The 22,097-nt window shown below is 40.4% G+C and carries 34 protein-coding genes; 3 read left to right on the forward strand and 31 right to left on the reverse strand.

The genetic code is table 11. The features are described from left to right. The coding region (locus tag B853_RS08085) for an IS30 family transposase (RefSeq protein WP_128826847.1) at positions 1-252 on the forward strand (252 nt) is incomplete at its 5' end. 35 nt (positions 253-287) lie between these two features. Here the strand turns inward: B853_RS08085 and B853_RS08090 are convergent. The 12 genes from B853_RS08090 to B853_RS08175 form a co-directional block, all read right to left on the reverse strand. Next, the gene (locus tag B853_RS08090) at positions 288-638 is read right to left on the reverse strand and encodes a cupin domain-containing protein (protein WP_038886915.1); all 351 of its coding nucleotides are present in this window, start codon (positions 636-638) and stop codon (positions 288-290) included. 179 nt (positions 639-817) lie between these two features. After that, positions 818-1,117 carry a DUF2004 domain-containing protein gene (locus B853_RS08100; protein WP_038886914.1) on the reverse strand — a complete coding sequence of 100 codons (300 nt, stop codon included), beginning with the start codon at positions 1,115-1,117 and terminating at the stop codon, positions 818-820. Positions 1,118-1,264: 147 nt separating this feature from the next. Continuing rightward, positions 1,265-1,774, reverse strand: coding sequence for a ClbS/DfsB family four-helix bundle protein (locus B853_RS08110; protein WP_038886913.1), 510 nt, complete (start codon positions 1,772-1,774; stop codon positions 1,265-1,267). A gap of 134 nt (positions 1,775-1,908) precedes the next feature. Further along, positions 1,909-2,682, reverse strand: a complete 774-nt coding sequence (locus tag B853_RS08120) for a nuclease-related domain-containing protein (RefSeq protein ID WP_038886912.1) — start codon at positions 2,680-2,682, stop codon at positions 1,909-1,911. Between the two features lie 711 nt (positions 2,683-3,393). Then, positions 3,394-3,636 carry a hypothetical protein gene (locus B853_RS08130; RefSeq protein ID WP_038886910.1) on the reverse strand — a complete coding sequence of 81 codons (243 nt, stop codon included), beginning with the start codon at positions 3,634-3,636 and terminating at the stop codon, positions 3,394-3,396. A gap of 199 nt (positions 3,637-3,835) precedes the next feature. After that, positions 3,836-4,159, reverse strand: coding sequence for a hypothetical protein (locus tag B853_RS08135; protein WP_038886909.1), 324 nt, complete (start codon positions 4,157-4,159; stop codon positions 3,836-3,838). Positions 4,160-4,294: 135 nt separating this feature from the next. Further along, positions 4,295-5,035 carry a hypothetical protein gene (locus tag B853_RS08140; protein WP_038886908.1) on the reverse strand — a complete coding sequence of 247 codons (741 nt, stop codon included), beginning with the start codon at positions 5,033-5,035 and terminating at the stop codon, positions 4,295-4,297. A gap of 163 nt (positions 5,036-5,198) precedes the next feature. Next, positions 5,199-5,990, reverse strand: coding sequence for a PhzF family phenazine biosynthesis protein (locus tag B853_RS08150; RefSeq protein ID WP_128826849.1), 792 nt, complete (start codon positions 5,988-5,990; stop codon positions 5,199-5,201). Between the two features lie 164 nt (positions 5,991-6,154). Beyond that, on the reverse strand, positions 6,155-6,826 hold the full coding sequence (locus B853_RS08160) for a DUF6998 domain-containing protein (protein WP_038887418.1): 672 nt from the start codon (positions 6,824-6,826) through the stop codon (positions 6,155-6,157). Between the two features lie 161 nt (positions 6,827-6,987). Beyond that, positions 6,988-7,275 (reverse strand): type II toxin-antitoxin system RelE/ParE family toxin, encoded by a 288-nt coding sequence (locus B853_RS08165; protein WP_005445239.1) that lies wholly within the window; start codon positions 7,273-7,275, stop codon positions 6,988-6,990. Next, entirely contained in the window at positions 7,272-7,553 is a 282-nt protein-coding gene (locus B853_RS08170; RefSeq protein WP_000086647.1) for a type II toxin-antitoxin system Phd/YefM family antitoxin, read from the reverse strand. The genes B853_RS08165 and B853_RS08170 overlap by 4 nt, the downstream gene beginning before the upstream one ends. Before the next feature lie 197 nt (positions 7,554-7,750). Further along, positions 7,751-8,392, reverse strand: coding sequence for a hypothetical protein (locus B853_RS08175; protein ID WP_038883029.1), 642 nt, complete (start codon positions 8,390-8,392; stop codon positions 7,751-7,753). Between the two features lie 254 nt (positions 8,393-8,646). Here B853_RS08175 and B853_RS26180 point away from each other — a divergent pair, with 254 nt between their 5' ends. Continuing rightward, positions 8,647-9,006: a hypothetical protein gene (locus tag B853_RS26180; protein ID WP_173399858.1), complete on the forward strand. Its 360-nt coding sequence runs from the start codon at positions 8,647-8,649 to the stop codon at positions 9,004-9,006. A gap of 139 nt (positions 9,007-9,145) precedes the next feature. Here the strand turns inward: B853_RS26180 and B853_RS08190 are convergent, their stop codons facing one another. The 18 genes from B853_RS08190 to B853_RS08300 all read right to left on the reverse strand — a co-directional run bounded on the left by B853_RS08190 (position 9,146) and on the right by B853_RS08300 (position 20,780). Beyond that, positions 9,146-9,430: a hypothetical protein gene (locus tag B853_RS08190; protein WP_038883031.1), complete on the reverse strand. Its 285-nt coding sequence runs from the start codon at positions 9,428-9,430 to the stop codon at positions 9,146-9,148. A 173-nt stretch (positions 9,431-9,603) separates the two neighbouring features. Continuing rightward, on the reverse strand, positions 9,604-10,113 hold the full coding sequence (locus tag B853_RS08200) for a ClbS/DfsB family four-helix bundle protein (protein ID WP_038883032.1): 510 nt from the start codon (positions 10,111-10,113) through the stop codon (positions 9,604-9,606). A gap of 134 nt (positions 10,114-10,247) precedes the next feature. Beyond that, entirely contained in the window at positions 10,248-10,562 is a 315-nt protein-coding gene (locus B853_RS08210; protein WP_038883033.1) for a helix-turn-helix domain-containing protein, read from the reverse strand. After that, complete coding sequence (locus B853_RS08215) at positions 10,549-10,881, reverse strand: type II toxin-antitoxin system RelE/ParE family toxin (RefSeq protein ID WP_038883034.1); 333 nt, start codon at positions 10,879-10,881, stop codon at positions 10,549-10,551. The genes B853_RS08210 and B853_RS08215 overlap by 14 nt, the downstream gene beginning before the upstream one ends. A 180-nt stretch (positions 10,882-11,061) precedes the next feature. Beyond that, positions 11,062-12,501, reverse strand: coding sequence for a TIR domain-containing protein (locus B853_RS08220; protein WP_050568918.1), 1,440 nt, complete (start codon positions 12,499-12,501; stop codon positions 11,062-11,064). A gap of 152 nt (positions 12,502-12,653) precedes the next feature. Beyond that, positions 12,654-13,169: a GNAT family N-acetyltransferase gene (locus B853_RS08230; protein WP_038883036.1), complete on the reverse strand. Its 516-nt coding sequence runs from the start codon at positions 13,167-13,169 to the stop codon at positions 12,654-12,656. Positions 13,170-13,313: 144 nt separating this feature from the next. Continuing rightward, positions 13,314-13,946 carry a hypothetical protein gene (locus B853_RS08240; RefSeq protein ID WP_038883037.1) on the reverse strand — a complete coding sequence of 211 codons (633 nt, stop codon included), beginning with the start codon at positions 13,944-13,946 and terminating at the stop codon, positions 13,314-13,316. Between the two features lie 139 nt (positions 13,947-14,085). Further along, positions 14,086-14,568 carry a hypothetical protein gene (locus tag B853_RS08245; RefSeq protein ID WP_038883038.1) on the reverse strand — a complete coding sequence of 161 codons (483 nt, stop codon included), beginning with the start codon at positions 14,566-14,568 and terminating at the stop codon, positions 14,086-14,088. Positions 14,569-14,715: 147 nt separating this feature from the next. Next, positions 14,716-15,201 (reverse strand): GNAT family N-acetyltransferase, encoded by a 486-nt coding sequence (locus B853_RS08250; protein ID WP_038883039.1) that lies wholly within the window; start codon positions 15,199-15,201, stop codon positions 14,716-14,718. Positions 15,202-15,315: 114 nt separating this feature from the next. Next, positions 15,316-16,017 (reverse strand): hypothetical protein, encoded by a 702-nt coding sequence (locus B853_RS08255; protein WP_128826851.1) that lies wholly within the window; start codon positions 16,015-16,017, stop codon positions 15,316-15,318. A 262-nt stretch (positions 16,018-16,279) separates the two neighbouring features. Then, positions 16,280-16,546, reverse strand: a complete 267-nt coding sequence (locus tag B853_RS08260) for a hypothetical protein (RefSeq protein ID WP_038883041.1) — start codon at positions 16,544-16,546, stop codon at positions 16,280-16,282. 230 nt (positions 16,547-16,776) lie between these two features. Then, positions 16,777-17,103: a YqfO family protein gene (locus B853_RS08265; protein ID WP_227741876.1), complete on the reverse strand. Its 327-nt coding sequence runs from the start codon at positions 17,101-17,103 to the stop codon at positions 16,777-16,779. A gap of 113 nt (positions 17,104-17,216) precedes the next feature. Continuing rightward, entirely contained in the window at positions 17,217-18,008 is a 792-nt protein-coding gene (locus B853_RS08270; protein ID WP_050568919.1) for an FRG domain-containing protein, read from the reverse strand. A 108-nt stretch (positions 18,009-18,116) separates the two neighbouring features. Beyond that, positions 18,117-18,476, reverse strand: coding sequence for a DUF805 domain-containing protein (locus tag B853_RS08275; protein ID WP_038883043.1), 360 nt, complete (start codon positions 18,474-18,476; stop codon positions 18,117-18,119). A 40-nt stretch (positions 18,477-18,516) separates the two neighbouring features. Further along, positions 18,517-18,837 carry a hypothetical protein gene (locus B853_RS08280; RefSeq protein WP_038883044.1) on the reverse strand — a complete coding sequence of 107 codons (321 nt, stop codon included), beginning with the start codon at positions 18,835-18,837 and terminating at the stop codon, positions 18,517-18,519. Positions 18,838-18,980: 143 nt separating this feature from the next. After that, positions 18,981-19,517 carry an AAA family ATPase gene (locus B853_RS08285; protein WP_038883045.1) on the reverse strand — a complete coding sequence of 179 codons (537 nt, stop codon included), beginning with the start codon at positions 19,515-19,517 and terminating at the stop codon, positions 18,981-18,983. A 150-nt stretch (positions 19,518-19,667) separates the two neighbouring features. Then, positions 19,668-20,138, reverse strand: coding sequence for a GNAT family N-acetyltransferase (locus B853_RS08295; RefSeq protein ID WP_038883046.1), 471 nt, complete (start codon positions 20,136-20,138; stop codon positions 19,668-19,670). A 180-nt stretch (positions 20,139-20,318) separates the two neighbouring features. Continuing rightward, on the reverse strand, positions 20,319-20,780 hold the full coding sequence (locus B853_RS08300) for a DMP19 family protein (RefSeq protein ID WP_038883047.1): 462 nt from the start codon (positions 20,778-20,780) through the stop codon (positions 20,319-20,321). Between the two features lie 251 nt (positions 20,781-21,031). Between B853_RS08300 and B853_RS08310 the strand changes: the two genes are divergently transcribed. Next, positions 21,032-21,334 (forward strand): hypothetical protein, encoded by a 303-nt coding sequence (locus B853_RS08310; RefSeq protein WP_038883048.1) that lies wholly within the window; start codon positions 21,032-21,034, stop codon positions 21,332-21,334. A 218-nt stretch (positions 21,335-21,552) separates the two neighbouring features. Here B853_RS08310 and def read toward each other — a convergent pair whose 3' ends face one another. After that, positions 21,553-22,056 (reverse strand): peptide deformylase, encoded by a 504-nt coding sequence (gene def, locus B853_RS08320; RefSeq protein WP_128826852.1) that lies wholly within the window; start codon positions 22,054-22,056, stop codon positions 21,553-21,555. Positions 22,057-22,097 lie beyond the last annotated feature (41 nt).

A 22,097-nucleotide genomic window follows, 5' to 3' on the forward strand; every position in this document is an offset into this window, starting at 1 on the left:
GAATTTCATGGTTATGCACAACTAGAAAAACATCATAACTGTCTGTTTTACTTTGCAAACCCATACCACTCATGGGAACGAGGCACTAATGAAAACACCAATGGCTTGATACGACAATACTTACCAAAACGAACTTCTATGTCACATGTGACACAGAAGCTCTGCAATGAAATTGCACACAAACTAAATACGCGCCCACGCAAAAGACTTGGGTATAGGACACCAACGGAGTATATTCATGCGCATCTGTAAAAAGTGTCGCACTTCAAACTTGATACTAAGGCGATTTACTTCAGACTTGCCTGAATTATTAACAGCTCAATTTCATTGCTTGATGTGTTAACCAAACCATGTGTGCCAAAGCGTTTATTAACGATCATGTCTCCTGAGACCACTTTTCTTTCCTTACCTTCGATGGTCATAGTGCCTTCACCTTTCAAAATGATATACATTTCTTCATCGTCTCCATGAGTATGCTCGCCCATAGAACTTCCCGGTGACATAACAACTCGAATAGCGAAGTCCCATGCACCATCAAAATCTTTACGCCTGAACGCACGATAGATGTCTATTGAGCCTTTTCCATCATGACTGTTTTCGTCGACTTCTTTATCGCAAGTGTAAAAATTACGTATCATTATTCTAGGATTCCTTTCTTATTATTTGCACAGGTCTGTAAAGCGCTATAACGCCCTGTTAAGGTGTGAGCAACGCAATACCGATGCTACCGCAGACCACCTTAAACACTAAACGCAACGCATAGTAAAAATGCCAAGCGTTGCGAATCACTCTTAAACAGATTGTTATGTTTGTATTCTCAGCTTTCCATCGAAATATCAACAACTTGACCATTTTCATCAAATGAAACGCTTATTAAGTAATTTGTGACATCATTGGGCAACGTAAAATCACAGACGTCGTCTTCCACGTAAGCGACTATCAGTGCAGACAAAATGTCGTCAAAGCTTGGATTTTCTTTGCCTAAAATTTCTAGCCATACTGCTGTAGGAAGTTCATCTAAATGATGAGATACAAACAAATCGATCCCGTATTCCCCCGACTCCGTACCGCGAGAGGCTTTTATAGCTTCTAGAGCTAACTCTACTTTTTTATCCATTCCAATACTCTGCTTATATCAAGAAAAACATAACGCCCTGTTAAGGTGTGAGCAACGCAATACCGAAGCCGCTGCAAACCACCTTAAACACTAAACCCAACGCATAGTAAAAATGCCACGCGTTGCGAATCACTCTTAAACAGTTTGTTATGTGAATTCTCGATTGAAACGCCGAACTTTTGTTCGCATATTTTTCATAGGTGATGATGTATTAAACTGAATCATGCGCCCCAAAGTCCATTGTTCATACCACGCAACACCATACAAATCATGGTCACTTAAGCTTGAAATGAGTAAAAGTATCTCGTTAACTGTAGACTCAAGCTCAATGAGTAAATCATCATATTTCCACTCACAGTACTCTTCATGGAAGCTTTCAGCGAGTGAGCCTAATTGGTTCCATTTATAACCAGTTTCCGGGAAATCAACATGTTGGTTTTGAGATCTTAAGTGATGCCATTTAAGAACGAGTTTTCCCCAACCAATCAAGTAAGCCACTGTATCACTAACGCTAATGACTGTACCTTTGACGTTTCCCTCTACTCCAGGTTTGCGAGCTTTGCTTTCCGGAATTGAACGATAGTCAGCCATGAATTTCGGAAATATTGAGTTTATAGCCAACTCCAATTCATCCTTATTTCTTGGCACAGAAGACATTTTGACCTCCATTCACATAACGCTCTGTTAAGGTGTGAGCAACGCAATACGAAAGCCTCCGCTTACCACCTTAAACACTAAACCTAACGCATAGTAAAAATGCCACGCGTTGCGAATCACTCTTAAACAGTTTGTTAGTTGAATTGTTTCACCGCTCTACACTTGGGAAAGGTTGAACAACCCCAAAACTGCTTACCTATATTTTCACCACGCTTGGTTTCACGCAACACCATTTCAGAGCCGCAACGGGGACACTGATTTGAGCTAGCTTTGGATGTAACAACTTTTTTGACATGTTTGCGATGCTTTAAATCCGTAATGATTCCTCGCTTTAACTTTATCTGGTTTATAGACTCTGTTAACCGAGCATAATCATTGTCAGAGAACACTACATCGTTAAATTGCTGAATGTATCGAATACTTCCTCGAGCGTAGGTAACGTTTGGAGGCATTTCGGTTTTAAAGGTACTGTCGCCGATGAAAACAATAACTGAATGCAAGTGCTCTTCACTGCAACCTAGCAAGGTTTCCAGAGCTTTTATGTGCTTGTAATTCTGATGCAGTGGGTTCTGAAATTTAGAGGAATGGCGGTAAATCTTTTGTGTCCACTGTTTCTGGCGAACCGCGCCAAATATCCAACCTTTCATATTCTTAGTTTCAACGACGAAGATGCCATATCTAGAAACCACAATATGGTCGATTTGAGTTGTACCATCGTTAGTCGGCAACGTTACGTCTTTTATTAGTGTGTAATCAGACTCTGGTAATTTGGACAAAAGACGGTTCACGAGAAACTCACCGAATACACCTTTTAGCCACCTACTTTTGAAAACGCTAACAATGAGCAATAAAGGCACTAGATACCAGACTTGCGCAAGCACATTAAGAAATGCTTCAAAAATATTCACGGATTTTCCCTATTCAACTAACGCCGCGTTAAGTGGTGAACAACGCAACCACCTAACCTAACCCATTGTGCCGTAAACACTTAAGCTGAATCAAACCGAAAATGCCAAGCGTTGTGAATCCGCCTTAAACGCTTTGTTAGGCGAAGTTTCTCACCGGTGTTTAAGTGATTTTGAAAGCAGATTACCCGAAAACAAATAAGCAACCAAACACCCTCTGACTTTTTGTGATTCAAGAACTACTGAAGTCACTATGTTTCAGCCAAAATTCCAACGACCACGAAATGCAGACTTTAAGCAACAAAGTAGGTTTTAAACCCGAAAAACCCAAAGCTGCAAACTAGAAGCAAATTCGAAAACTTCAATTGGCTTGCCCTTGCCACGCTTTGAACCAGTGAAACTCGCCACCAACCGACACTGAAAACCAATGAGGCAACCCACCAATTTTGGCATGTTTTACGGTTGGAGATATTCAAGAATTTGAGCCGACAATGCTGAATTTCCGACTGAGAAAAACGGATGGCAAGAGGGAGCAAGAAGATGAAAACAAAGAACTTTCCTGCCCGTCGCCTAACGCCGCATTAAGTGGTGAGCAGCGCACGACCACTGAACCTGACCTTACCACCGAAAACACTGAACCCAACCAGAACCAAGATCGCCACGCGTTGCGAATCCGTCTTAAATGCCTTGTTAGCTCTCTGTGTGCCACATAACTTATTGAAACTCTTGACCATGATTTTCAAGAGTTGTCTCACCACAGTTCGAACATACTATATACCTATCTGTTACCTCCAAAGAAGCACCACCTGGTAAAGATGCAGCTGAGCCACTAAAGAAGCCATCTAGAAACGCTTTGAACTGTTCTTTTTTGGACTTTCCGTACTTCGATGGTTTTTGTTTCATCGTTTCATTGTGTTCAGTGTCTTTTCCACATTTTTCGCAAAACCTAATATTCATATTACCTCCAAGTCGAATTGCATGTAGAACATAAACTCCACAGCAGCTTTCTGACTTCGTGATGAAACTTAAAAGAGAGCTAACGCCGCGTTAAGTAGTGAGCGACGCAACCACGAAACCTAACCATGCCACCGTACACACAAAACCCAACGATGGAATGAAAAATGCCATGCGTTGCGAATCTGCCTTAAACGCTTTGTTATGTACGTGGCTCACTTTTACCGAGAAGGTAACCCGTTAGCAATGCATCAAGTTCGATTCGACTCATGTGCCCGAACGATTTGACTAAATACTTTGTAGCTTCAGACGAATGAGAGGCACCAGTAACACCAAATTCAGACTTATAGTTGCCCACTTTAGCTTTTACCGACTCAAACTTTAGTCCTGTCGACGCTGCTAATACTTCACAAAGATCACTTTGTAGCCCTCGCGGGAAATCAAGCTCTTCAAGCGTTTTGTAGACGATCAAACACCTTATCTCGGTTTCAACACTCCAACCTGAGTCAACTCTGAATGAGAACATATTTCCTCCTAGTACATAACGCCGCATTAAGGTGTGAGTAACGCGACCACGGAACCCAACCATACCACCGAAAACACTGAACTCAACGATGGAATGAAAGATGCCAAGCGTTAGGAATCACTCTTAAATGCTTTGTTATGCATATGATTTTAGGGATTTTTTCAATGCCTCATACAAACCATTTGCAGATTTCTCTACCAACTTTATTTGTTTGGAAGAGACCTCTTCTCCGTGAATCGCGTAGTTACAAATAGCCATAATTTCGAGGATACCTTCCGCTAGCTCGAAACTAATTGTACCTTTGTTAGCCATTAGTTTTATGGTTCGATTAAACGGATTACGTCTAGGGTCAATGTCATTAAGTCGTGCATAGTTATTAACCAACTTTTCAAATGAGTAACGAACCTTAAATAGCTCTACATTTGTTCGGTCGATACTCTCACCAACGAGACTAGCTGTACTTCCATTTGTAGGTTTACCTACCCCATATTTCTTGAGTGTTTCAGCTATATGCTTCTCAATATCAGGTAAGTCAGCATCAGAAGCTGGAACCATTGGATTTGCGCCAATATGGACATGATTACTATTTGATGACGACACTTCAATACTAGACTGAAGTTCCACCTTCATCATTGCCAACTGGTGATTTAGATCTTTCTTCAGTTGGTCGATATCTTGTTTAAGATGTACACCAAAAAGCTTCATATCTTTAAAAATTGGGGCAAGAGCAACTGCAACCCAAACAAGAAAAACAACAGTATCAAAGTAATTAGCTTGCCCTTCGATTAAAACTGGGTACCTACCACAAAGGTAAACACCTAAAGCTATGAGCAAAATTGCCCACCAAAGGAGTTTAAAATTTTCACTACTATTCATTTTTACTACGAACTCCAACAATATGCATAACGCCGCGTTAAGTGGTGAGCAACGCTACCACCAAACCTAAACCATTGTGCCGTAAACACTAAATTCAAAGCAAACCGAAAATGCCAAGCGTTGGGAATCCGTCTTGAACGCTTTGTTATAAAGCAGATTTCCACTAAACGTTAATCTTGCCTTTTAGATAAAGAACACCTTTACCTGATAGAACAACAGTCCCGTCTGAAACACAGCACTTCACTACACCACCTCTTTTGGAGGCTTGGTAGGCAACTAAATCGGCTTTATCCAATTTGTCAGCCCAATAAGGAGCCAAACCAGAATGAATAGAACCTGTAACTGGATCTTCGTCACCACCGTTTGCTGGCCAAAAGTAACGTGATACGAAATCATACTTATCGGATTTAGCAGTGACTACAACGTCTAACGGTGCAAGCTGTTTCAATTGCTCAGAGATATAAGTGATGTCCAACACTTCTTGCTCACTAGCAAAGACGGCAAAGTAGGCTTGCCTGTTTTTGAGAACCTCTATCGGCTCGTTAGATAGTCCATTCAGTAGTTGTGTTGGGATTGTAGAAACAACCTCAGGTTTCTGGTTGGGGAAAGTCATTTCAATTTCATTCTGTGCATTGAGAATGACATTTAAGTTTCCGACTTCTTTTGTGATGAACTCAATTTGGTTTTCAGCACCGAACTCATTAAACAATACATGAGCAGATGCTAAAGTCGCATGACCGCAGAAATCAATTTCTGTCAGTGGGGAAAACCAGCGAATTTCATACTGATTAGCACCGACATTTTTTATATAGGCAGTTTCTGATAAGTTATTTTCAGCTGCTATATTTTGCATTAGCTCATCAGAAAGCCAATCTTCGACTGGAACTACTGCTGCTGAGTTACCTTTAAACTGTTGAGCTGTAAACGCATCAACTACGAAAATATCCATTTCCAACGTATAAACTCCATTTGCTTTATAACGCCCAATTAAGGTGTGAGCCACGCTACCACTACACCCAAATTTGATGCCGTAAACACTAGACTTAACCCAAACCAAAAATGCCAAGCGTGGGGAATCACTCTTAAATTGTTTGTTAAGTGCATGAAACCCCACCTCCACTATTTGGATTGGATTGCTCGAATAACTAAACTTCCAAGCTGCCTAGTATTGTGTGCGTTTCCATTAACGTTAAGTACATTGATTCCAAAATGCTCAGCTACCTCTCTTAAGATTGGTTTTGCAGGAACAATCAATTCCCCACTGCTTAGCACTTGAATTGTTCCATTTTCCAACTCAACGATTTCATAGGGAGGAAATGAAACTGTCTTTAACGTTGGAATCTCTTGTTGGTTCTTCTGGGGAGTTAGCAACTTCGATAACGCAATCGTAACCTTACCCGAGGAGTTCTCCTGGCTCATAAGGTTACTTGCAATAGCTACAGGTTCATTGAGCAATGTTTCAATTTGCATCTCTTCAGTGTTAATACGAAGAACAATTACCCTGTCTACCTTGCTTAACGTATTTGGATTAAATGAGATATGACCTGATTGTCCCATCATAGCTGTTGTTTTTACGGAGATCCGCTCGCCGTTCATTCCGACTACATCATACCCCTTTTGATTTACTTCGGTTGCCATTTGACCATTTGTAATCAAAGCTGCGTAGAGTTCACCGATTCTTCCACTTAGATGCCTTAGCTCCGTTGGAGGGACTCCCCAGTTTAGTTCTCTCTCAAACCATGCCATCGCATCACCCAACGATTGGATAACTTGCATCTGTGTTAATGCCATTTCTTCTCCGAAGTATAAATTTCCATGCACTTAACGCCCTGTTAAGGTGTGAGCAACGCAATACCGATGCCGCCGCATACCACCTTAAACACTAAACGCAACGCATAGTGAAAATGCCACGCGTTGCGAATCACTCTTAAACAGTTTGTTATAACACAGTTTTACACGTCATCTTCCGATAAAATTTGACGACAATTACGAACTGTTAGTACGCGGATTTCGTGACTTAAACTGTAGATAATACGATAGTGACCAAAGATGATTTCGCGATAGTTCGTGTGGGGCATTTCAGGAACAAACCGCCCCATTTCAGGCATACTTCCAAGTAGTTCAGTTTTATCAAAAACTTCGTTTACCCACCTCTCTGCTGCAGGTGGATTATCCAAAGAAATAAACTCCGCTGCATCACCTAGTTTCTGAAGTGCTAATGGAGACCAGACTACTTTCATTTTTTAATGCGCCCAAGTACTTGAGCACGCGCATCATCATTGGAAACACCGAGACCAGAAGCTAACTGAGCTTCTGCTGTTCGCATTTCTTCCAGTAATTCGATTTTCTCTTGCATTGCTTCATACTCAGCAACATCGAGAACAACAGCAACACCTTTGCCACGTTGCGTAATAACCAATGGGCGACGAGTCTCATTGATTTGTTTGATGTATGAAGCTACACCGGCACGAAACTCAGACAAAGGCTGAATATCTTGATCGAAATGAATACGACTCATATTGAACTCCAGTTAGTACAAGATAACGTACAAATAATAGTTCAATTGACCCTTTTGAGCAAGAAGTTGATTCTGTGTTATAACGCCCAATTAAGGTGTGAAGCACGCGACTACGACTCTTAATTTGACCACCGTAATCACTGAATTAAACCCAAACCAAAAATGCCAAGCGTGCTGAATCACTCTTAAATTGTTTGTTAGGTTTCTGGTTCTTCTACTGCTTTCATTAGCATTACTTGAACATCATTTGTTTGAGCACGGTTCATAATGACACCAAATTGATAAGACTCATCAATCACGATCCAATGTTCATTTAGAAGGTTCTTTGTTTTAATAAGAAAGTCACTAGCTACTTTAATAGCTGACTTCCTAGCTTCGACACTTGCTTTATTCACCCGTTTCGAATGAAGGAAATCACCAGATTTATTCCAGACCTCTTCTAGCTCAACTAAGTCTAGAATAGACTCAAGATCTTCATGATTTTCTATATGATGAACTCCATCTACCACTTTTCTCTTTATGGCTTTGGGAAATAATGTACCGTTAGCTTGTTTTAACAACCTTGATATTTCACCTGGCTTATAAGCCGTACGAGTCAGTTTCTTATTAAGCTCTTTTCCACTAGCTTGGTTTGCAGCCACACAGGAAAACATTATTGTCTCACAGACCTTACGTACTTGTAGGTATAGTAAGTCCAAATCTGTATCAATATGCCCTGTAAATGATTTACCTTGAAGTCCATGAATATAAACTCGATCCGCTAGTTCGATTCTATGCTTAATGTCTGTCATGTATGAGTGGTATGCACTCTGATATTTTGCTATCTGCTCTGGATTCATTTTTTCCTCTGAACTAATGGGAAACCTAACGCCCTGCTAAGGGGTGAGCAACGCAATACCGAAGCCGCCGCATACCACCTTAATCACAAAAATCAACGCATAGTAAAAATGCCACGCGTTGCGAATCCCTCTTGAGCAGTTTGTTAGTTTGCAAACCCAAAACGTTGATTTTACGTTATTTTAAGTTTTGAAAACAATAAGCTTTATGTGCTTTGATGCACTTAAGTCAGGCTTAGTCTCCAAGCAGCTAGTCAATGAAACCACTTGGAACAAACAACGCCGAAGAAAACGAACTTACAACACCAATAAGCGCTTTTGGAAAACCAATCTCACAATGCGGACTTTCAACAAAGCCACTGAAACCACGTGAACTTTCCACACCAGAGAAAACGTCCTTTCAGCGAATAAATCGGCTTTTGTACCAACAAACTCAACGAGCAGAGTTTCAGCAAAAAAATCAAACTCAGTTAACCCTAAAGTCACCGCACCAAAGAAAAAATCAACCATTGAAACGATGCCAATTTTGGATTTTCACCACGCAAGTTAACACTGAAATTGAACACCAATATGACAATTTAGACTTTCAGCTTTTACCAATAGATCTTGCGATATAGCTGCGTTGTTCCTCTTGCAAACTAACGCCTTGTTAAGGGGTGAGCAACGCAATGCCGAAGCAGCGACATGCCACCTTAATCACTTAAACCAACGCATAGTAAAAATGCCACGCGTTGCGAATCCCTCTTGAACAATTTGTTATGTGTCTGGCCAGAGTTCTTCGATGACTTTTTGAGCATCAACTAAAGAAGCGCCAGTTTCCTCTCGATAAAGTCGCAGCGCTTTTAGCTTGTTACCTGATTTGACAGCATCTAACACCTGGGCTGGTACACCGAAGTGTTTATCTAAAGACAAACCCGAACGTTCAAGTAAGAAATCTATCTTACGTTCCAACAGTTTATGCTTGTATTTCATCGCAGATATTTCTCTGTGACCGATGAATATCAACAACACAACAAATACTATTAAAACTGACCACTCCACAATATCTCTCCTTAGATATTAATCATCCTAATCGGTGAATTTTTCGCGTTGACACATAACGCCCTGTTAAGGTGTGAGCAACGCAATACCGATGCCGCCGCACACCACCTTAAACACTAAACGCAACGCATAGTAAAAATGCCACGCGTTGCGAATCACTCTTAAACAGTTTGTTATGTGAATTCTCGATTGAAGCGCCTAACTTTTGTACGCATGTTTTTCATCGGTGATGATGTATTAAACTGAATCATGCGCCCCAAAGTCCATTGCTCATACCACGCTACGCCATACAACTCATGGTCATTTAAGCTTGAAATAAGTAACTGTATTTCATTAACCGTAGACTCGAGTTCAATAAGTAAATCATCATATTTCCAGTTACGATACTCATCGTGGAAGCTTTCAGCGAGCAAGCCCAATTGATTCCATTTGTAGCCTGTTTCCGGAAAATCTACATGTTGATTTTGAGATTTCAAGCGATACCATTTAAGTACGAGCTTCCCCCAACCGATCAAATAAGCCACCGTATCACTAACGCTAATGAGGGTACCTTTGACGTTTCCCTCTACACCTGGTTTGCGAACGTTACTTTCTGGAGTTAAACGATAATCAGCCATAAGTTTCGGAAATATCGAGTTTATAGCAAGCTCCAATTCATCCTTATTTCTTGGTACAGACGACATTTTGACCTCCATTCACATAACGCCCTGTTAAGGTGTGAGCAACGCAATACCGATGCCGCCGCATACCACCTTAAACACTAAAAGCAACGCATGGTAAAAATGCCACGCGTTGCGAATCACTCTTAAACAGTTTGTTATAGCTCAGCGATGTGCGACAGGGTTTCTGGATGACGCTGAACCAACTTTAGAAGAGTTACTGCTTGTCCATTTGGTGCGCTACGCCCTTGTTCCCAGTTTTCTAACGTACGAGATGAAGTGTGCAATAAACGAGCAAACACACCACGAGACATATTAAACTGCTCTCGAATACTCACGATTTCATCAGGTGAGATATTTAACTCACTGATGTCGTTAACTTGATGAGTTTTAAGGGTAAACTTGCCCTCTGAATGCTCTTTAGCCTCAACAAGTGCTGAACTTAACTCTGCAAATAAATCACGATTGCTCATTACGCCACGCCTCCATAAAAGCCTTTAGTTGTTTCTTTTGGTCTACGGTTAAGTCGGACATTTCATTCTTGCCGTAAATCGTCAGCAAGTAGAAACGACGCTTTTCATCGAGGAAGTAATAGATAACGCGAGAGCCACCACGCTTGCCCTTACCTTTACTTGCAACTCGAATCTTTCGCAAACCACCTGTACCTTGAATAACGTCACCCTGCTTCGGGTTAGACATTAACTCAGCTTGAAAAAGCCTAAACTCATCATCGCTGAGATATTCATTACGGTACTTTTCAAATATGGTTGATTCGACAAATACACTTTTCATACGCAAAGTATACGCAAGTAACGTATAGATAGCAAAACTATACGTGATTAACGTAGCTATAATTTTTGGAGCAGTAAATCTGACCTGAGCTATAACGCCGCATTAAGGTGTGAGCGGCGCTTGGCTATACTTGAGCGAAGCGAAACCGCCAAGCGTTGCGAATCACTCTTAAATGCTTTGTTAGGCTTGTTCTTCCGTACTGTTCCTATTTCTAATTAGTAAGCGTCCCTCTTTGCATAGCTCTGAAAACTTTTTTAGTTCATCTGTATGGTTTTTTATCGTACTGGCTAAGCGTTTATGAGCATATTCTGAAGAACTATCAAGTTTTAGACCTTTTTCTAACCATTCTTTTGCTTCAGTATAAAACCCCTTGTTATTCAACATATTGCCAATATTGTGAATAATCCAAGGAGACTCTTCATTTGACAGGTCTAAAGCTCGTTTACAAGCAGTCATAGCTTTGTCGTACAACCCTAGTTTTAGACAAGTATTGCTTAAATATCCCCAGTACTCGACTGATTTTGGGTTCTCTAACGTAAGATAGTTTAGTAAAAAAACGGCTTCTTTATGTGCATCACTGTCAATTAAAAGGCGGGCATATCTATAAGCAACATCTTTATTACTTGGGTAGTTTTTATACGCTTTATCGAGAATTTGTATTGCTTTCTCAAAAGCATCATTTTGTTCATAAAGTTCAGAGAGTTTAATGCATATTTCTGGCTTATCGCTATAACTAGATAAGTTACGAATAGCTTCATCCTTTTCGCCTAAACTGTTAAGACAGTCAGACTTAACTATCAATATTGATGGTTCTGTAGGGGTATTACCGAATAGCTCCTTGATAAGTTCTAAAGCGATATCTTCATACTTTTCCCATGACAGCATTCTTAGCCCTAAAACTTGTGCCTCAATGCAGTCGCTATTGCTTTTTATATTGTCGACTAACGGTTGAAGCCCTTTATAATCATTTTCCTTGAAATCAATGAACTTAGACCAAACGTCATGTCTGAGCAACTCTTGTCCTTCCATGCTTTTCTTCAGTTTATCAAGGTTCGTTCTTGCTAGAGCAAACTCATTATCAAACAAGTTCACTAACCACTCGTTGCCCTGTGACTCTTCCTCTAAGCTACTTTCCGACGATTCATTATCAACTTTCGGTGGGGATAGTAGTCCTAACTTTTTGATAACTTGTCTTATTTGATTACAAGCCGCTCCTGTAGCTGCTTGTAAACTTCCATCCTGCCTTTTCGGATCATACTTTCCAGGTGTAACCCCTAAAAGATCAGTAGGGATATGTGTATCACCACCATCTGGAACGACAAAGAAGACCCTCTGTCTTCCGAGCTTTCCAACAAATAAGCCAAACTCGAAAAGCACATTATCTCGGACTGATTTATTCTCTTGATTACGCATAAGCGTAATATCATCAGGACTAAATACGAAGATCCCAAAGTCTGAACTTTCGAGGGTCTTTTCTAGTGAATCTATAGATGTCATTGATAGTTCAAACACCCCTTGATCCCATACTGTAGCTTCTGTGTCATGAGTTAAATTTTGTTGAATCGCATACGCTACGCTTAACCCTTCAACTGACGAACCTATAAATATTCTTGGTTTCACTTGCACTCCTGTTATAACTAGTACTTCAAAAAGCCTAACGCCCTGTTAAGGGGTGAGCAACGCAATACCAAAGCCGCCGCATACCACCTTAACCACTAAAACCAACGCATAGTGAAAATGCCACGCGTTGCGAATCCCTCTTGAACAGTTTGTTATGATTGTGGCTGGGGAATCGTATATTCATAGAAAACCACACCACTGTCCTTAGCGGGTTGCGCGATGAATCCCAGCTTTTTAAGTAACTTCACTGAAGCAATATTAGATTGGTCAACACCGCCTATGAGTTTTAGCCAAGATTCGGATTTTTCGACTTCATATATGAAACCTTGAAGCAATTCATTAGCTAAACCTCGCCCCCAGTATTCTTCGGCAAGCAGATAACCGATATGGGCATACTCATCATTTTCCACATAAGCGAACAGGAAACCTATTAGTTTTTGTCCCTCGTCTTCCACTTGAAGTAAGCGGCTTTCCGATAACATTCGTTCAAGCCAGATTCGGGCTTGTTCACTAGAACTTATCTCGTGGAAATATGGAGGTAGATTTTCTACAACTGCTGGCGTGAGGATTTGAGGAATTCGCTCTAGCAAATGTGAGTGTTTAGACAAATCAAACCCTTCAGTAATTTCAACTACTGTCAGCCTCTGACTTTCAAATGATATTGCCATACAACCTCCCCATTTCGATAAAAATCATAACGCCCAATTAAGGTGTGAAGCACGCGACCACGATACTCAATTTTACCACCGTAATCACTGAACTAAACCCAAACCGAAAATGCCAAGCGTGCTGAATCACTCTTAAATTGTTTGTTAGGCATTTTCCGTCGTTTCACGCCAGAGCTCATTAACGACACTAGTCATAGCGTCAATAATTTCAAAGATATACACCTGTGTAACTTCAAGGTGGACTCTAGCAAATTGATGCGAATTTAAATTGAGGTTTTTGGCAACAATTCTAAATTGCTTACTATGCAGCTCCTCGTCTAAGTGCCCAGCATTGTGAGCAATGATGTTCCTGATATCTCTTGCTTCGACGACTTTACCCCAAGAGGCAGTGCCAGTAGGGACTTCAATTTTGGCGACTTTACGTAGATAGTTTTTTGCTCGCTCAATACCTGAGCCACTGCAATCTTTTAAAGTACAATTTAAACCTTTTTCAAAATGAAAGCTGTGGCACAGTTGATTAAGATAATCTTCAAAAAGCGATACCAACATGAGCAAAAACGATTGTTTCTGGTATTGAGGAAATACTTCTTGGAAATGCGCACCTAAATCATTGCGATACTTGTACCTATCCCAACAAACAGACTCGTTCATTTCCATATCAGATTCGTTGTACGTAGTTAATTCTTCATGCCAATGGCGTTCTGATAGCTCGACAAAGATCCTAAATTTCTCTAAGTCAGACAAAAAATACAACGACACTTGATCGGATTTCTGCATTTTACCTCCTGATGCCTAACGCCGCGTTAAGTGGTGAGCAACGCTACCACCAAACCTAAACTATTGTGCCGTAAACACTAAAACCGATTCAAACTGAAAATGCCAAGCGTTGGGAATCCGTCTTAAACGCTTTGTTAGGCTAACCATAATCACGTTCGTAAATTTGCTTACCATTTTTTTCAATGTAATAAACAAAAAAATGATTTTTAGCTAACTCTATAAACTGTTCATCGTTAGAAATTATAGAATCAACAACTAATAGGTTAAGGCTATCCCCTTTAGCAGGAATAAACTGATACTTATAAACAAAAGGTAATACTGAAATGAATTTTTCAGCATTTTTAACTCTAGTTTTCTCGCTATCCAAATCACTTCTAGATCTTATTTCATACACATCCCCTTGGATTTTTGTATACCATGCATCTGATTTCTCTATTTTGAGTACAAATGTTGCGATTAGCGAAGATACAACTAGTACAATAGGTTCAGGTCCTGAATCTAAAAAATACCAAATTAAACTTGCTATCGCAGTTCCTAACGGTACGAATATGTACTTATTTGCCCATATGAAATCTTTAACTTTATACCTAATTAAGTATTTAAATTGATAATATTTATTCATTAACTCTCACTCATAACTTGACTGGTTGCCTAACGCCAAATTAAGGTGTGAACAACGCAAACACCTTACCTAAACCATTGTGCCATAAACACTAAACTGGCTTGAAGTGAAAGCGCCGAGCGTTGTGAATCACTCTTAAATTTATTGTTATGTTCGTAGCCATTTGTACATGACGTAGCTATCAACTAACCCTAGATGAGCATGCTTATATGCATTAGGAATTGTACCTATGATTTGAAACCCTAGCTTCTCCCAAAGCTTCACCGCAACTTCATTGGTAGAAACCACGCTGTTAAATTGCATTGCATCAAAGCCAAGCCCTAGAGCAGTTTCCTGAGAATGTTCACACATAAGACGTGCAATGCCCTTACCTCTAGCTTCGCTTGAAACCATGTACCCACAATTACATATATGGCTACTTGGCCCCATTGCATTTGGCTTGATGTAGTAAGAGCCCAGTACAACGTCATTTTCTACGAAAACAAAAGCTTTCAGGGGAGATTCACACCATAGAGCGAATGCTTGTTCTAGCGTCATATTTGGGTCAAAGGCATACGTTTCTTGGGCCTGAATTACCGCTGAAAATGTTGGCCAAAACGACTCAAAATCGGCTTTTGTGATTTCCCTAATCATGAATTTCCTCCTAGAACATAACGCCGCATTAAGGTGTGAGCAGCGCTTGGCTATACTTGAGCGAAGCGAAAGCGCCAAGCGTTGCGAATCACTCTTAAATGCTTTGTTATAGCGCTATTCCGTTGACATGCCCATCTGTTTCCTAAGCGTGTAAGTATAAAGCTCAAAAGCAGGTTTATATCCACTTTCATCAACCGCAATTTTCTCTTCAGCAAACTGGCGTATTATTGACTTGGCTTCTCGCTCAAAATATTTCTGGGAGAATTTTTCTACTGATTCGTCATTGTTAAACTCAGATTTTTTAATCAAAGCATCGTATAAATTAAATTTCTTGGAATTTGTAGAAGTCGAATACAAATCAGATACTTCATGTCTTATCCCATCATTTACAACTTCATTTACAACCCGATAAACATAAAATGATACCGCAGCATTTTCAGAGTTGCTCAAGGACTCTGTTAGTTTCTTCAGTTCTGCATTTTTTCTAGCCACATCAATTTGCAACTTGTCTAGCTGAGCACCTTTTTCAGCAATTTCTACGGTTTGACGTTCCAGCTTCGATTCTGCTTTATATAAGCTAGCTTCAGTGCTAGATAACTTACTCTTCACACCATCTAAATTTTTAGCGGTTTCCTTTAAGCGTGTATCTGTATCCTTTAGCTCGGCAGAGGCGGTACTAAGTTCAGCTTCTGTCTCAATGAGTTTATTTAAAGCAACTCCTCTATCTTTTTCGAGAGATTTGACTTCAACGGTTAATGTTTCGACCAGAGAGCTTTTTTCATTTAGCTCCTGTTGCTTATCGAAAATTGGCTTCACCGAATACACGTACGAGTATGTCACGACAGCTAACATTACCGGCGCACATAATTTATACACTCTATCAATATACAGGTCTTTCTTTTTACACATTATTGTATTTTATACTCTGTCTAACTCTGCGCTATAACGCCCTGTTAAGGGGTGAGCAACGCAATACCGAAGCCACCGCAAACCACCTTAATCACTTAAACCAACGCATAGTGAAAATGCCACGCGTTGCGAATCCCTCTTGAACAGTTTGTTAGGCGCGTAGCCACGTTTATAACTGAATCTCAACGTTGTTCCGTACATATGTAGGGATAGACAACTGCTCATCTATATCTTTGAACTTTGGCTGTTGAGGCATCAATTCTATTATCGCGTTCAGTTCTTCAAAACTGATACCTACAACTCGGCAAGCAGTCATCAAGCCATTAATAAAGCACTTTTTATCGCGCTTTTGCTGTTGCTCACTTGCAGGAATTGATGAGTACAATCTGCACTCTTTCGTTAATAAGGCTAGGAGTTCTTCTTTTGAGGTTTCCATATACAAACTCAGTTACTAGATAGTTTGAATACATTATCAATGATTTAAGGCATAACTTCCAAGAGCTTGATCTTACGTTGTAAACCAAGCGCCTAACGCTCTGTTAAGGGGTGAGCAACGCAATACCAAAGCCGCCGCATACCACCTTAATCACTTAAACCAACGCATAGTGAAAATGCCACGCGTTGCGAATCCCTCTTGAACAGTTTGTTATGTTTGTGCTGACGTAGCTAGACAAACTTATGGTTGTATAGAGGTAAAATATTGATCACTGGTTCTTCGTAAGGGTGAATTCTTCGAATAGCATCAAGTGCAGCTTGAACTAAAGACTCTTGGCATCTAACATCAATTCTGACCTCTTCACCAAAGTTAATTTCACCCTTCTCGCCAGTAACAGGTTCCGAGCCTTCAGTTGGTCTCCAGAACCCGGAAATTTTTACGATAGAAATAACGCTGTCATAGTCACCCACAACACCTGCGCCAACTGAGTTAAGTGCATCACGGATAGCTACAACTTCTGTTTCAGGTGCATAGATTTCTAGCTTGAATTCCATCATTTTCTCCCAAAAAACATAACGCCGCATTAAGGTGTGAGCGACGCTTGGCTATACTTGAGCGAAGCGAAACTGCCAAGCGTTGCGAATCACTCTTAAATGCTTTGTTAGCAATATTAGTAGTTCCTTATATTTTTCATTATCTTATCTTTCTTTAGTTCTAGCTCAGCATTGCAATACTTGGCGGAACCTTCAAGATCTGGAAATAATGTTGCGGCATGCACATTCATCATCTTTAACTGCTTAAGTATCCTAAGCCTTTCACTACTAGGAATGTCTATCTTTATAAGGTAAGGGTTGTAGACACCATCAAAGTTTGTAGTAATCCAGTCTATTAGATTAAATTCTCGTCGCAAAGGTTGCTTAGTAAATATTCCAGATTGGCTTACGAGCCTAGGGTTTTCATCAGACAATGGGTCAACAAATTTGAATTGATCTTTTGACTCTTTTCCTTCGTTAAAGCATGCCATTGCATTTTGAATATTCGAACATGTGTGAAGAGCCCATACTGTTCTATAACCTGTAGTCGGCTCTGCTTGCTCTTCAAACGCGAAATATAAAGCAACAAAAAAGGAAAACGACCAATCTAGCAGAGGTGTCGCTAAGCCATAGTGCTGACCGAGCGCCCAAATTTCATCTTCGTTTAAATCGACACTTTTTTCTACACCGGTTCTACCACGTATAGATTTTACAAACTTTTCGAATATTTCTTCGTACGGATTACGAAGAAAAACATTATTGGGATCAAGCCTACTTACATGTCTATCTAATGTCGTTTCAAGCTTCCAACTTGAATCTCTTTGGCCTCGAAATACAAAGCCCATGTCTTCTGAAAAGAAGTCATTATGAGCGACAAAGTCATCCCAACTCTCATATTTATATTCTTTGTAACCATTAAAACTAGTCATCAATGTTCCCAATATATTGCTAACGCCGCATTAAGGTGTGAGCGACGCTTGGCTATACTTGAGCGAAGCGAAAGCGCCAAGCGTTGCGAATCACTCTTAAATGCTTTGTTAGGCAAATGTTTCGCCCGGTTCCTTGGGGTTGGATCCGTATTCATTACTTCCTTCATTTCCGTCAGTTGCTGCGAATATGATAAGCACTATCAATCCAATTAATGGGATCAGCCCAATTAAAACCCACCAGCCTGTGCGACCAATATCGTGCAGCCTACGAACAGTAACAGCTATACCTGGAATCAAAACTGCCAACCCGTAAATAGTACCGATAAATACAGTACCTAAGAAGCCATCAACAAACCCCAAGATGAAAGAAAAAATGAGGTTAAACAAAAAGAACATCCAGTATTCCTTTCGTCTAGCTCTTCCATTAAAAACTGCATACTTCTTTAAAACAGCCAAATACCAATCCATTTTATTTCCTCTGTTAGTTATAAACACCGTTGTTAAAAACTTATTCCCCACCTAAGCTAATTGCAACACTTATTGCATAAGATTCGTCACCATAAACGGTTTTGATCATTGATTTTACTTCACTTTCTAGTTTACTTACTGTCACATTATTTAACGAGCTATCTTGGTAAATAATCGTAATACCAGTTAATTCACCATTATGGATATTCCAACTTGTTTCTGCCTCAGCACCGAGCCTCTTGATGCTTAACTCATTAAAATGCTTTTCTTTATTATCCATATCTTGAAACGCTTCAAAAGGAGAGCATGCTGTAATACTAATAAGCAAAAGCGAACTTAAAGTTAATTTCAAAATTGTCATTGAAGATCCTAAGGAAATTTTGCCTAACGCCTCGTTAAGTGGTGAACAACGCCAACCACCAAACCTAAACCATTGTACCTTAAACACTTAATCTGACTTGAACTGAAATCGCCAAGCGTTGTGAATCCGTCTTAAACGCTTTGTTAGCCGTCGCTCATTTTGCTTACGATGAACTGTGCTCTTTCTTTAACTGAAACCTTAGGTACTTCAATTAAGTCGTAGCCAAATTTAATATATGCACTCACCATTTCATGATATGTCGCTATTGCTTCAGCAAAGTCTTGCTTTCGCTCAGCGTCATTTTCGTAGATTTCTTCCCAAGGCGGAAAAATGAAAACTGTACGGCAATAAGTCAGTTCACCACATTTCTCTAACAAAAGATCTGATATAGGTATGTGCTCAAGCTTACTGTACCCATAAGAGTCGATAATACTTCGGTCGTAAAACGTAACTTCAGTACCACCAAAATTTTCGTAATTGTAGATTTCTTCAAGAACCATCTCGTCTCGGAATGCGACCTTGTCCAGCCAAGGTAATGCAGTACCTTGCAATTCGACTTGGGATTGGATAACTTTCCGCCCAACTTCAGGTGCGTTTGCGTAACCCATCTGACGCAGAAATTCGATAACTGAAGTCTTCCCTGAACCAGGTCCACCTGTAAAAACTACTCGATTATTCAAACAAACTCCATAGACGGCTAACGCCTTGTTAAGGTGTGAGGCACGCAATACCTACGCCGACGCATAACACCTTAACCACTAAAACCAACGCATAGTAAAAATGCCACGCGTGCCGAATCACTCTTGAACAATTTGTTATGTAGCCGACTTTCAGCTTAGTGCTTTCTGCCCAATTAGGATTTTGGGGGCAATACCGGCTTTGCGATACAAACCTAAAGCAGATTCATTGAAGGAATATACTTCTAAAAACAGCTCTTCTCCGCCGTTAGAAATAGCCCTTTCCTCAAATGCCTCTATTAGCGCCAGTCCAACGCCTTGGCTTCTAAAGCATGAATCCACAACTATTTGTTCAATGCTCGCGATTTTTCGCTGCTTGAGCGTCCAAGACTTGCGAACCCATAACTCACCAAAAACAAAACCTACTAAGTGCCCATTGCTTTCGGCTACCAGAAAAATTGAGCTTTCACTTTCGATTATCTTGTGTAGATCTATTTTTTGTTCAATTTCATCCGGTGATAAAAAGTCATCAGGTAAATTTGCTTTATGATACTCAGTAAGCTGAAACTGTAGCTTCTTAAGAACGCAGATATCTTCAATGCGAGCTTGACGAATATTTAGCATATATAAATCCTTTTCACTTACCGCCGCTCTCGCGGCTACATAACGCCCTGTTAAGGGGTGAGCAACGCTATACCGAAGCCGCCGCAGACCACCTTAATCACTTAACCCAACGCATAGTGAAAATGCCACGCGTTGCGAATCCCTCTTAAACAGTTTGTTAGATTGTTGAAACACCCATAATTACGAGGAAAGAGCATAGATAAATCGAACGAACAGTTTTGCATTTTCACTTTCTAAATCGGCAAATTCATGACTCAACTCCTGTAGCGTTCCAAGATCTCTGCCTGTTAGCCCTTGTAGCTGATCACGCCTAACATCCTCATTCATACTTGGATTTGCATTTGGAAATATGAGTAGTGTTTTCATAACTATTTCCTTTGCTGCCCATAATCCAATTACTTCGAATCCTTCAATTGCGTAGAAAATATTGTCACCATCACAGTTGTCATAGTATTGATAAAAACCACCATTCAAAACCTGACCTTCAAGCGCTAGTGTATAGAAAAGGTGCTTTTCACTTGCTGACAAGCAACTAACTCCCATATCTCTCATTATTCTTGAGAATAGAATCTCATAAACACAGTATATAAGGTCGCTATCACTCAGCTCTCCTTGCCTGTGTTTTTCAATTAACTCTTTCATTACTGCAAATCTCAAATTCAATCTAACGCCCTGCTAAGGGGTGAGCAACGCAATACCGAAGTCGCCGCAAACCACCTTAATCACTAAATTCAACGCATAGTGAAAATGCCACGCGTTGCGAATCCCTCTTGAGCAGTTTGTTAGTCGCGAGGCACCGAGCGACAATTTTAAGCCAAACTAAACTTTGCGAACAACAAACTTTATGTGCTTTGATGCACTTACGTCAGGCGTAGTCTCAAAGCCGCTACTCAATGAAACCACTTGGAACAAACAACGCCGCAGAAAACGGACTGACAACACCAAGAAGCGCTTTTGGAAAACTAATCTCACAGTGCGGACTTTCAACGAAGTCACTGAAACCACGTGGAATTTACAACACCAGAGAAAGCGTAATCTCAGCGAGTAAATCGGCTTTTGTACCAACAAACTCACCGGGCAGAGTTGCAACCAAGAACAGACGCTCGATTGCCCTGTTCTGTCAGCACCAAAGAACAAAAAAACCGCTAGAACAGTTACAAAACTTTGGACTTGAAACAGTTGAAGCTGAGTTTTGAGCATCGCCGACGCACCTGCGTATCAAACGATCATCAGCCAAATTTTAAGCTTAGAAACGTGATTTTGACTGCTAGCTTTTTCTGGCGACTAACGCCCTGTTAAGGTGTGAGCAACGCAATACCGAAGTTGCCGCATACCACCTTAAACACTAAAACCAACGCATATTAAAAATGCCACGCATTGCGAATCACTCTTAAACAGTTTGTTATGAGCGGGGTTAAGAGTGCGCTTTAACGTACTTTTTAACCTTTTTCATAGCCATTTGACGCTTAAGTGGCGAAAGATAGTCAATAAACAGATTACCCGACAAATGATCTATTTCGTGCTGCATTACGATAGCCAGAAACTCATCACTTTCGATGGTAATTGGCTTACCTTCGCGATCTAAAGCAGATACAACAACTGAAGTAAAACGCTCTATGTCTGCATAGTAATCAGGAACTGATAAACAACCCTCTTGACCCAATGCTTTATCCGAGCCACTAATCACTTCTGGGTTAACTAAAATTAGCGGTTCATCTCGACTTTCTGAAAGGTCGATAATAACAACTGCCTCTTTACGACCAACTTGAGTCGACGCCAAACCGATACCATTGTCAGTCGCATACAGCGTTTCCAACATATCGCCTATTAATGTTTGTACCGCCGTAATATCTCGCACCTTTTCCGCTTTGACCTTAAGCCTTGGATCAGGTGCAGTCAAAATTTCTAAAACTGCCATATTATCCTTCTAATTCTTGGAAGCTCATAACGCSGCATTAA

The organism is Vibrio rotiferianus CAIM 577 = LMG 21460, assembly GCF_002741985.1.
Taxonomy (GTDB): domain Bacteria; phylum Pseudomonadota; class Gammaproteobacteria; order Enterobacterales; family Vibrionaceae; genus Vibrio; species Vibrio rotiferianus.

Coding starts and splice junctions, on each gene's coding strand:
- B853_RS08090 (WP_038886915.1), bottom strand. CDS start 638: ATGATACGTAATTTTTACACTTGCGATAAAGAAGTCGACGAAAACAGT.
- B853_RS08100 (WP_038886914.1), bottom strand. CDS start 1,117: ATGGATAAAAAAGTAGAGTTAGCTCTAGAAGCTATAAAAGCCTCTCGC.
- B853_RS08110 (WP_038886913.1), bottom strand. CDS start 1,774: ATGTCTTCTGTGCCAAGAAATAAGGATGAATTGGAGTTGGCTATAAAC.
- B853_RS08130 (WP_038886910.1), bottom strand. CDS start 3,636: ATGAATATTAGGTTTTGCGAAAAATGTGGAAAAGACACTGAACACAAT.
- B853_RS08135 (WP_038886909.1), bottom strand. CDS start 4,159: ATGTTCTCATTCAGAGTTGACTCAGGTTGGAGTGTTGAAACCGAGATA.
- B853_RS08140 (WP_038886908.1), bottom strand. CDS start 5,035: ATGAATAGTAGTGAAAATTTTAAACTCCTTTGGTGGGCAATTTTGCTC.
- B853_RS08160 (WP_038887418.1), bottom strand. CDS start 6,826: ATGGCATTAACACAGATGCAAGTTATCCAATCGTTGGGTGATGCGATG.
- B853_RS08165 (WP_005445239.1), bottom strand. CDS start 7,275: ATGAAAGTAGTCTGGTCTCCATTAGCACTTCAGAAACTAGGTGATGCA.
- B853_RS08170 (WP_000086647.1), bottom strand. CDS start 7,553: ATGAGTCGTATTCATTTCGATCAAGATATTCAGCCTTTGTCTGAGTTT.
- B853_RS08175 (WP_038883029.1), bottom strand. CDS start 8,392: ATGAATCCAGAGCAGATAGCAAAATATCAGAGTGCATACCACTCATAC.
- B853_RS26180 (WP_173399858.1), top strand. CDS start 8,647: ATGAAACCACTTGGAACAAACAACGCCGAAGAAAACGAACTTACAACA.
- B853_RS08200 (WP_038883032.1), bottom strand. CDS start 10,113: ATGTCGTCTGTACCAAGAAATAAGGATGAATTGGAGCTTGCTATAAAC.
- B853_RS08210 (WP_038883033.1), bottom strand. CDS start 10,562: ATGAGCAATCGTGATTTATTTGCAGAGTTAAGTTCAGCACTTGTTGAG.
- B853_RS08215 (WP_038883034.1), bottom strand. CDS start 10,881: ATGAAAAGTGTATTTGTCGAATCAACCATATTTGAAAAGTACCGTAAT.
- B853_RS08230 (WP_038883036.1), bottom strand. CDS start 13,169: ATGGCAATATCATTTGAAAGTCAGAGGCTGACAGTAGTTGAAATTACT.
- B853_RS08240 (WP_038883037.1), bottom strand. CDS start 13,946: ATGCAGAAATCCGATCAAGTGTCGTTGTATTTTTTGTCTGACTTAGAG.
- B853_RS08245 (WP_038883038.1), bottom strand. CDS start 14,568: ATGAATAAATATTATCAATTTAAATACTTAATTAGGTATAAAGTTAAA.
- B853_RS08250 (WP_038883039.1), bottom strand. CDS start 15,201: ATGATTAGGGAAATCACAAAAGCCGATTTTGAGTCGTTTTGGCCAACA.
- B853_RS08260 (WP_038883041.1), bottom strand. CDS start 16,546: ATGGAAACCTCAAAAGAAGAACTCCTAGCCTTATTAACGAAAGAGTGC.
- B853_RS08265 (WP_227741876.1), bottom strand. CDS start 17,103: ATGATGGAATTCAAGCTAGAAATCTATGCACCTGAAACAGAAGTTGTA.
- B853_RS08270 (WP_050568919.1), bottom strand. CDS start 18,008: ATGACTAGTTTTAATGGTTACAAAGAATATAAATATGAGAGTTGGGAT.
- B853_RS08275 (WP_038883043.1), bottom strand. CDS start 18,476: ATGGATTGGTATTTGGCTGTTTTAAAGAAGTATGCAGTTTTTAATGGA.
- B853_RS08280 (WP_038883044.1), bottom strand. CDS start 18,837: ATGACAATTTTGAAATTAACTTTAAGTTCGCTTTTGCTTATTAGTATT.
- B853_RS08295 (WP_038883046.1), bottom strand. CDS start 20,138: ATGCTAAATATTCGTCAAGCTCGCATTGAAGATATCTGCGTTCTTAAG.
- B853_RS08300 (WP_038883047.1), bottom strand. CDS start 20,780: ATGAAAGAGTTAATTGAAAAACACAGGCAAGGAGAGCTGAGTGATAGC.
- B853_RS08310 (WP_038883048.1), top strand. CDS start 21,032: ATGAAACCACTTGGAACAAACAACGCCGCAGAAAACGGACTGACAACA.
- def (WP_128826852.1), bottom strand. CDS start 22,056: ATGGCAGTTTTAGAAATTTTGACTGCACCTGATCCAAGGCTTAAGGTC.